The organism is Blautia sp. CAG:257 (assembly GCF_000433815.1).
Lineage (GTDB): Bacteria > Bacillota > Clostridia > Lachnospirales > Lachnospiraceae > Blautia_A > Blautia_A caecimuris.
In genome coordinates, this window is record NZ_HF999033.1 from 43,995 (window position 1) to 50,865 (window position 6,871).

General features: G+C 40.1%; 6 protein-coding genes and 1 pseudogene. All 7 read right to left on the reverse strand.

Annotation, left to right across the window (positions count from 1 at the left end):
- Positions 1–16 precede the first annotated feature (16 nt).
- Complete coding sequence (locus QVP40_RS05865) at positions 17–1,720, reverse strand: hypothetical protein (RefSeq protein ID WP_022067559.1); 1,704 nt, start codon at positions 1,718–1,720, stop codon at positions 17–19.
- Between the two features lie 764 nt (positions 1,721–2,484).
- Complete coding sequence (locus QVP40_RS05870; protein ID WP_022067560.1) at positions 2,485–3,078, reverse strand: YdcF family protein; 594 nt, start codon at positions 3,076–3,078, stop codon at positions 2,485–2,487.
- Entirely contained in the window at positions 3,075–3,233 is a 159-nt protein-coding gene (locus tag QVP40_RS05875) for a hypothetical protein (RefSeq protein WP_288200344.1), read from the reverse strand. The genes QVP40_RS05870 and QVP40_RS05875 overlap by 4 nt, the downstream gene beginning before the upstream one ends.
- Before the next feature lie 293 nt (positions 3,234–3,526).
- The gene (locus tag QVP40_RS05880; protein ID WP_022067561.1) at positions 3,527–4,291 is read right to left on the reverse strand and encodes an N-acetylmuramoyl-L-alanine amidase; all 765 of its coding nucleotides are present in this window, start codon (positions 4,289–4,291) and stop codon (positions 3,527–3,529) included.
- 99 nt (positions 4,292–4,390) lie between these two features.
- A complete protein-coding gene (locus QVP40_RS05885) occupies positions 4,391–5,341 on the reverse strand; it encodes a DUF5688 family protein (RefSeq protein WP_022067562.1) in 951 nt (316 codons plus the stop codon).
- A gap of 453 nt (positions 5,342–5,794) precedes the next feature.
- Positions 5,795–6,262, reverse strand: coding sequence for a low molecular weight protein-tyrosine-phosphatase (locus tag QVP40_RS05890; RefSeq protein WP_022067563.1), 468 nt, complete (start codon positions 6,260–6,262; stop codon positions 5,795–5,797).
- 161 nt (positions 6,263–6,423) lie between these two features.
- A pseudogene (locus QVP40_RS05895) lies at positions 6,424–6,636 on the reverse strand (tyrosine-type recombinase/integrase); the annotation flags it as partial.
- Positions 6,637–6,871: the final 235 nt, after the last annotated feature.

Consider the following 6,871-nt stretch of genomic DNA (forward strand, 5'->3'; position numbering starts at 1 on the left):
TATGCCTTACTATGATTTATTTTTTCTTTCTGAAGTAAATAATCACACCTACTACCACAATAGCTACCACACCCAGAATTATAAAAGGCGCGATCATTGTGTTGTCTCCTGTATTCACCGCAGATTTGGAACTGCCATCATTTTCCTCAGCTTCTTTACTGCTGTCCTCTGATGTATCTGTCTGTTTGTCAGAATCCTTACTGTTATCCTGAGGTTTCTGTACACTGCTGCTGTCATCCTTTTCCGGAACTGCTGTTACTCCTGCAGCAGCCGTAGGTGTTACTGTTGCAACCGGCACTAAATCCCCGTATCCGTCTTCCTGAATTTCTCCTCCTACAAGAGGTTTGCTTCCTGCAATACCAAAGGGGCTGAAAGAATGGGTGCTGAATACCATAGTACTTCCTTCCACACTGGGAACAATCGTTTCCATTGCCCCACTGTCCAGAAGATGCTCAATGGTGTATGTATAACCTTCTTTTACCGGAACTGTCACACTGATATACTCTCCGTCCGGAATTTCATATTCTGTATTGTTTCTCAGATCCCAAAGCTCAAATTCATAGGATTTAAACAGATTGGCCTCGTTTTCATTTGTAAACTGGTAATCCTCTCCGCTGGTTGCTCTGAACTGAACATACCATGGCAGATTGATTCCAGACACAGAAATTCCGTTGCTGGTATGGTTTGCAGCAGCCAGCTCTTCCTTCTCTTCTTCTGTAAGATTTCCTTCCAGATCTGACGGACGCTGGTCTTTCTGATCTTCCTGTTCAAAAATATTATCCTTATCGGCATCCGGAGTTACAGTTGGTTCCGGAGTTACTGATGCTTCTGGTGTTATGGTTGGTTCGGGTGTTATTGATACTTCCGGTGTTACGGTTGGCTCTGGGGTTACAGATACCTCTGGTTTTTCCCCTGTTTCCGGCATATCTTCCTTATCTCCGGCATTATCCTGGGATTCTCCATTCTGCTGAGACTCCCCTTCTGACTCACCGTTTTCCTGTCCGTTTCCATTGGATTCACCGGTATCTTCATCCTTGGAGCCAGCATTCTGGTCTTCGGACTCCTGATTGCCATTCTCTTCTGTAGAATCGCTGTTCTGCTGAGATTCCTCTTCTGACTGTTGGTTTCCGTTAGAGTTATTGTTGTCTTCATCTGCAGAATCACCGCCACTGTTCTGCTGAAAGCCCTCGTTTTCCTGTCCATTTGAGTCAGATTCACCAGTATCTTCGCCCTCGGAGCCAGTGTTCTGGTCTTCTGATTCCTGGCTGTCATTCTCTTCTGTGCCGCTGTTTTCTTCCTCCCACTGGCTGTCGTCCTGATCCTCAGACCATTCCTCTTCCTGGGATTCATTTTCTTCGATACCGCTCACTACTACTGTCACACTGCTGTAGATCACATCAGAACTTCCGTCCCAGCCGGATATTTTGGAAAGATCTGCCTGATTATAGGGACGAAAAACAACATCATAAGACTGTACGCGCTCAGACGGTACGCTTGATTCGTCAGCCCATGATAAAATGCCATATTCACTGGATGGAAGAGAAATCTCGGAAAGAGGTACCGGCTGTTCCACTGTCACATTATCCGGAATCAGACTGCTGACCTGAATGGTTTCACTTCCGTAAACTGCCGACGGCTGGACCTGCCCTGCCATTAATGTTGCTGTTAATGCCGCTGCTGCCAAAAACTGTACATTTCTCTTACCGTTATTTTTTTTCATTATTACACCTCATCTATTATCAACATCAATAAATAATCATTAATTTCATCTATTTTATAACCGAAAACTGTTTGTAACAGATTTTCTGTTTTCATTCGTTTTTAATATATCAGATTTTTATGTTTTTGTAAACATTTCGTAACAGAATATTTCACATTACGACATAGGTATTATATCATAGTTCTATTTTTTTCGACACCCCTAAAATATAATTTTTTAGCATGTTTTGGCTATGTTTCAGTATTGTATCACTTTTCTCTTCATTCTCTGTGATCTGAACCGGATGAATTACAATATTTCTGCCATAATGGCATTTTGACCTGGATATCTCAGAATTTTTGCAAAAACATACCATAGCAGCTTGTGGAATCTTGTCCGAAAATTGATACAGTACTGTATCACTGTTCTCCTGTTTTCAGTAATCTGGTCTAAAGTGGTACAATACTGTATCACTTCATCCATAGCATCAGGTAAAAATGCATTCCAGATTGCCTGTAGCTATGGAATTTTATCCTGTATTTACTCATTTATAATTATAGCTATAAATGAGTAAATATCGAATTCTGCGCAATAGAATCCGTAATATACGGACACAAAAGAGAGAGTAAGCTCTATATGTGCATTTTGTAAAGACAAATTTGTGATGATTTTGTTCTTTTTTTCAAATTTGTTCTTTTATCGATTATAGTGCATTATGATTCCACCCACAAATTCCAGCTGCTGTACAGTAAAAAAGGACCCTTGTATAATTCGGTCCTTTTACTCTATTCCATCATCAGAGAAAACTGGCTTATGATTCTTGTAGCCTCCCCGGTGACTGCCTGAATTCCTTCTTCTGTATTTTTCCAGTTTCTGCGGTTAATTCCATCCGCCTCAGAAGGACATACCAGAAATTCAGTTTCCGGATATACCTTCTGATAATACATCAACGCTCTTCTGGCATGATAGGTTTTGCAGCATATAATAGCTTTTTTTACAGATATTCCCTTACCATCTGTAACCATTCTGGAATATTTTGCATTTTCCCAGGTAAAAGTAGCACGGTTTTCTTTTAAAATATCATTTTCATTGACTCCGTTTTTTACAAGAACATCCTTCAGAAAATCCCACTCTGTCTGATACTCCTCATAGTATTTATCAGCTTTTGCCTGAACCCCCGCAAACTTTCCCAGCATAACGCTGCATCTTCCACTTGGAAGAACACAGGGGGCAATTCCTTCCTTATATAATATGGCTGCCTGCTCTGCCATCTGCGGATAGCCATTTCCCGGAACAAAAATAATATCTGCTTTCTCCGGTTTGTTTTCCACAAAAATAAATGTTTCCAGTTCCTGCAAAAATTTCTCATACTCTGTCATTTGTACTTTCCTCCTACTACAAGGCTTTTATCTATCAATTTACTTTCCGGAAATCCTGCAAAAATTCTTCCGTTTATCCTTATATAGTTTATCTTTCTTCTTCTCACGTATTCTTCTATAAATATGCATTTTCCAAAAATCAAATAAGGGTTCATCTGTGTATCTCTATATAATACCCATATAAACTCTGACAATTCTTTCATATCCGTATATTACAATTTTTTATGCAAAATTTCAGTATTTACTTATTAATTAAAAGCTATATTGCACAAAATTTAGCATTTGTTTATTTGTAATATTTATTTTGTCATGTTTATACTTTAAGAGCACACCAGGTATCTGACCGTAATTTACAAAAAACTGAAAATTCCTTATCAAAACTTATCTTATCACAAACATGTCGAAATAAATTGTGCCCTTTTGCTGTAAACAAAATGAAACTTAACATTTATTTTGTTACAATTATAGTACTATATCCTGCATCGCGCAATCTCTGTTCCATATCCACTGCATTTCCTATCTGCTGAAAAGCTCCTGTCTGCACTTTATAGAGACCGTTGTCTTCCAGGATAAAGGACGGATATCCCTGTTCCATTAGCTGATACAGCATTCTGTCTGCATTTTCCCGTTTTCTGAAGATTCCAGTCTGTACTCGATAATAAAGCGGAGCTTCTGCTGTCTCCCCAGTCAGCGTTCCAAGTATCGCTCCGGCTATGGCCTCCGCCATATTCTCAAACTGCTGATCAAATATCTCATTATCTGAATCTGTATTTAAAAATCCAGCTTCAACCAAAAGTGCAGGCATTTTTGTGCGCCTTAACACCACCAGACCGGGACGTTCCTTAACGCCTATCTCACGGAATCCAGCCTCCCCCAACGCTCCAAGTATATTTTCAGCCATCTCATATTTTATTCCACTGCGGTCATATACCAGCACCTCAGCGCCCTGATACTGATTATCTCTTGGACTGCTGTTTCTGTGAAAAGAAATGAAATAGTCCGCCCCGGATTCATTTGCAAGTTTTGCCTTTTCAAATGGAGTCTGATATATATCTTCGGTTCTGGTATACACCACATCAATCCCGTTTCTTTCCAGAATTTCTCCTACAGCCATGGTGAGTCTGAGCGCATCATCTTTCTCCTGTCTGCCCTGATAAACAGCTCCCGGATCACCTCCGCCGTGTCCTGCGTCAAGTACAATTTTATATGCCAAAGGTGTTTCCCCCTGATATTCCTTTTATGACAGTATATGCATACTTTTCCCCTGCGTTATCTTTTCATCAGAACCAGTGCATTTTGCCTTTCTAAAATATCAGGCTTCTTCTGCCTCCTGTGTCTGACAGAGGCTGAACTGGCCTGTATCCCTTTCATAAAAATAAATATTAAGTGTCAGGAAATCCTCTTCCGGCGTGGTATCCCTTACGGTATCCTCCAGAACTCTGCGAAGATCCTCCGGTTTTGCAGTTGCTGCATTATGAATCATCACTTCATGTATACTGGTAAACACCAGATAAAAGCTTCCCTGAAAAAGATTTGCCAGTCGCTCTGCTACTCCCGGAAGAAAAACTGCAACTGCACCGTTTGTCCTTCTTACCGTACTCAGACAATTTCCTATTGCATCCTTTCTGATGGGATAATCAGCAAGTATATTCATAAAATTTTCCCCGTCATATCTTGGGTCAAAAATCATTTTTTCCCAACAGTAAATTCTTGGAGGCGAAATGAAATATGTATTCAAAAGAGCTTCTTTGAATATCTCATCCTCTTCCCTGTTCCAGTTTTTTATCATATGCCGCTTAATTTTCATACTGGTCATATAATGCTCCATTTCCCCCATCTTTACATAAAGAACCATTGCAATATCTCCCAGAACTCTGCACACAGCATCTTCCAGATCACTTTTATTCCTCTGTACATTTACAAGCCGGATAAAAAGCTCTTTTTTTATCTTTTCATAATCATTCAGAAGTTTAACCTTTTTAGCAATGTCTGTTTTCGAAAAACTTTCCAGCCGTTTCATAACATCACCGAGAAGCTCTTCTATCTCTGCTCCCTGGCAATATTCTTCATAAAGATCTGAAATATACAGTGCACAGATTTCTGCAATTTCCCCGGCTTCCCTGCGCTTTATAAACAATCGGTCCCCCGGCGTAACCGGGTACTCTTCCTTTTTCTTATAATAAATTCTTTCTGCCCCAAATCCTGTGGCTTCCAGAAGCCTCTGGCGAAAGTCCTCTACAAAACATTCATAACCTTCCTGCATTTATACTCCTCATTCTTTCCTGTAAGCCCGGGCGAAACACCCATGATATTGATTAGATACGGTAATAAGACCTTCCAGGTCTGATTACGTTTTAAGAACTGTAAATAAGCACATTGGGAAAATCACACGAATTTTTTATTTCATTATCCCTATACAGTCTATCTATAAAAGCTGCCTGTTCTTATATGCACACACTGCAGTTTCTATTATGCGCTGTTTGATGTTTACTCATTTACAGCTAAGAAAATAGAATGGGATTTGATTCCCAAAAGAGCTGCTCTGCTATCAGTATATAAGCAATACTGCCGGATGTAAAGAATTTTTCATCGACAAATTCTCCCTCCGGCAGCGCCAAACAAACACTTTATTTTATTCTGTGACAGGCAGCAGCAGCCTGTGCCATGATTTTACAGGCATCACTCTCCGTACATGACTGATTTCGCATTATTCCACTCAAAAAATCCTGCCTCTTTCCTCCAGATAATTCAAAAAGGCAGTACATCCTTCCACAACGTCATCATATGTGACGTCAAAATTTCCTGTATACCATGGATCCGCAATAGCCCTTGGTGAATCACTGTAATCAAGTAACATATGAATTTTCCCCTCCGGGTCACCGCCTGCAATCCGCATCATATTTCGAATATTTGCCTCGTCCATGCCGATCAGATAATCATACTCCCGATAATCCTTTTTTGTCATCTGAACAGCCCTGTGGAGAAGAACCGGAATCCCAACCTGTTTCATCTTGTTTACTGTCCCATAATGAGGACCATTTCCGATTTCCTCCCGACTGGTGGCAGCTGAGTTAATATAAAAATGGTCAGTGAGACCTTTTTTGTTGACCATATCCTGAAAAACAAACTGGGACATGGTGCTGCGGCAGATGTTGCCGTGGCAAATGAATAGTACCTTTATCATATATTCTAAAACTCCTTAAAAATGCTGATTTTCCTTGATTTTACGCCACTTTCCGGCATTTCTACGACAGAGGCAATCCAACCATTTCTTAGTATAACTACGCTTATTTTAGCTTGTTTTTGCCATCATTTGTCGTAAATTCTGTCGTAAATTCAAAAGATTTACGACACGCACTTTTTACGGTGCGTTGTCGATTTCTTAGAAGCTACATCTACTATTTTCTGCATTTCTTCTTCGGCATCTTCATATCCCAGATGCGTATAAGTGTTCAAAGTAACACCGATCTCACTGTGCCCCATAATATATTGAAGCGTCTTTGGATTCATTCCCGACTTCGCCATATTGGAACAGAACGTGTGTCTGCAAACATGTGGATGTGTCAAGTATAGGACAAAAAAAATTTTATTTTTTTCTGCCGAAGACTATCTGACGCTTCCATCAGGTAGTCCCAGCACCTTTATTATCTTTTGATAAGTCATTCTTGTCCTGCTCAAGTTATCTCTGTTCTGAAAAAATATCGTCAAAATTCCATTCGATTTCAATTTCATCCTGACTATGAACACGGATCACCTTGATAACCTCACGCAGCTTCTCTGTATCGAACTTCTG

What these genes read in the sequence shown, in the direction of transcription:
- QVP40_RS05890 (WP_022067563.1), bottom strand. Translation starts at nt 6,262, where the DNA reads ATGATAAAGGTACTATTCATTTGCCACGGCAACATCTGCCGCAGCACC.
- QVP40_RS05885 (WP_022067562.1), bottom strand. Translation starts at nt 5,341, where the DNA reads ATGCAGGAAGGTTATGAATGTTTTGTAGAGGACTTTCGCCAGAGGCTT.
- QVP40_RS05865 (WP_022067559.1), bottom strand. Translation starts at nt 1,720, where the DNA reads ATGAAAAAAAATAACGGTAAGAGAAATGTACAGTTTTTGGCAGCAGCG.
- QVP40_RS05870 (WP_022067560.1), bottom strand. Translation starts at nt 3,078, where the DNA reads ATGACAGAGTATGAGAAATTTTTGCAGGAACTGGAAACATTTATTTTT.
- QVP40_RS05875 (WP_288200344.1), bottom strand. Translation starts at nt 3,233, where the DNA reads ATGAACCCTTATTTGATTTTTGGAAAATGCATATTTATAGAAGAATAC.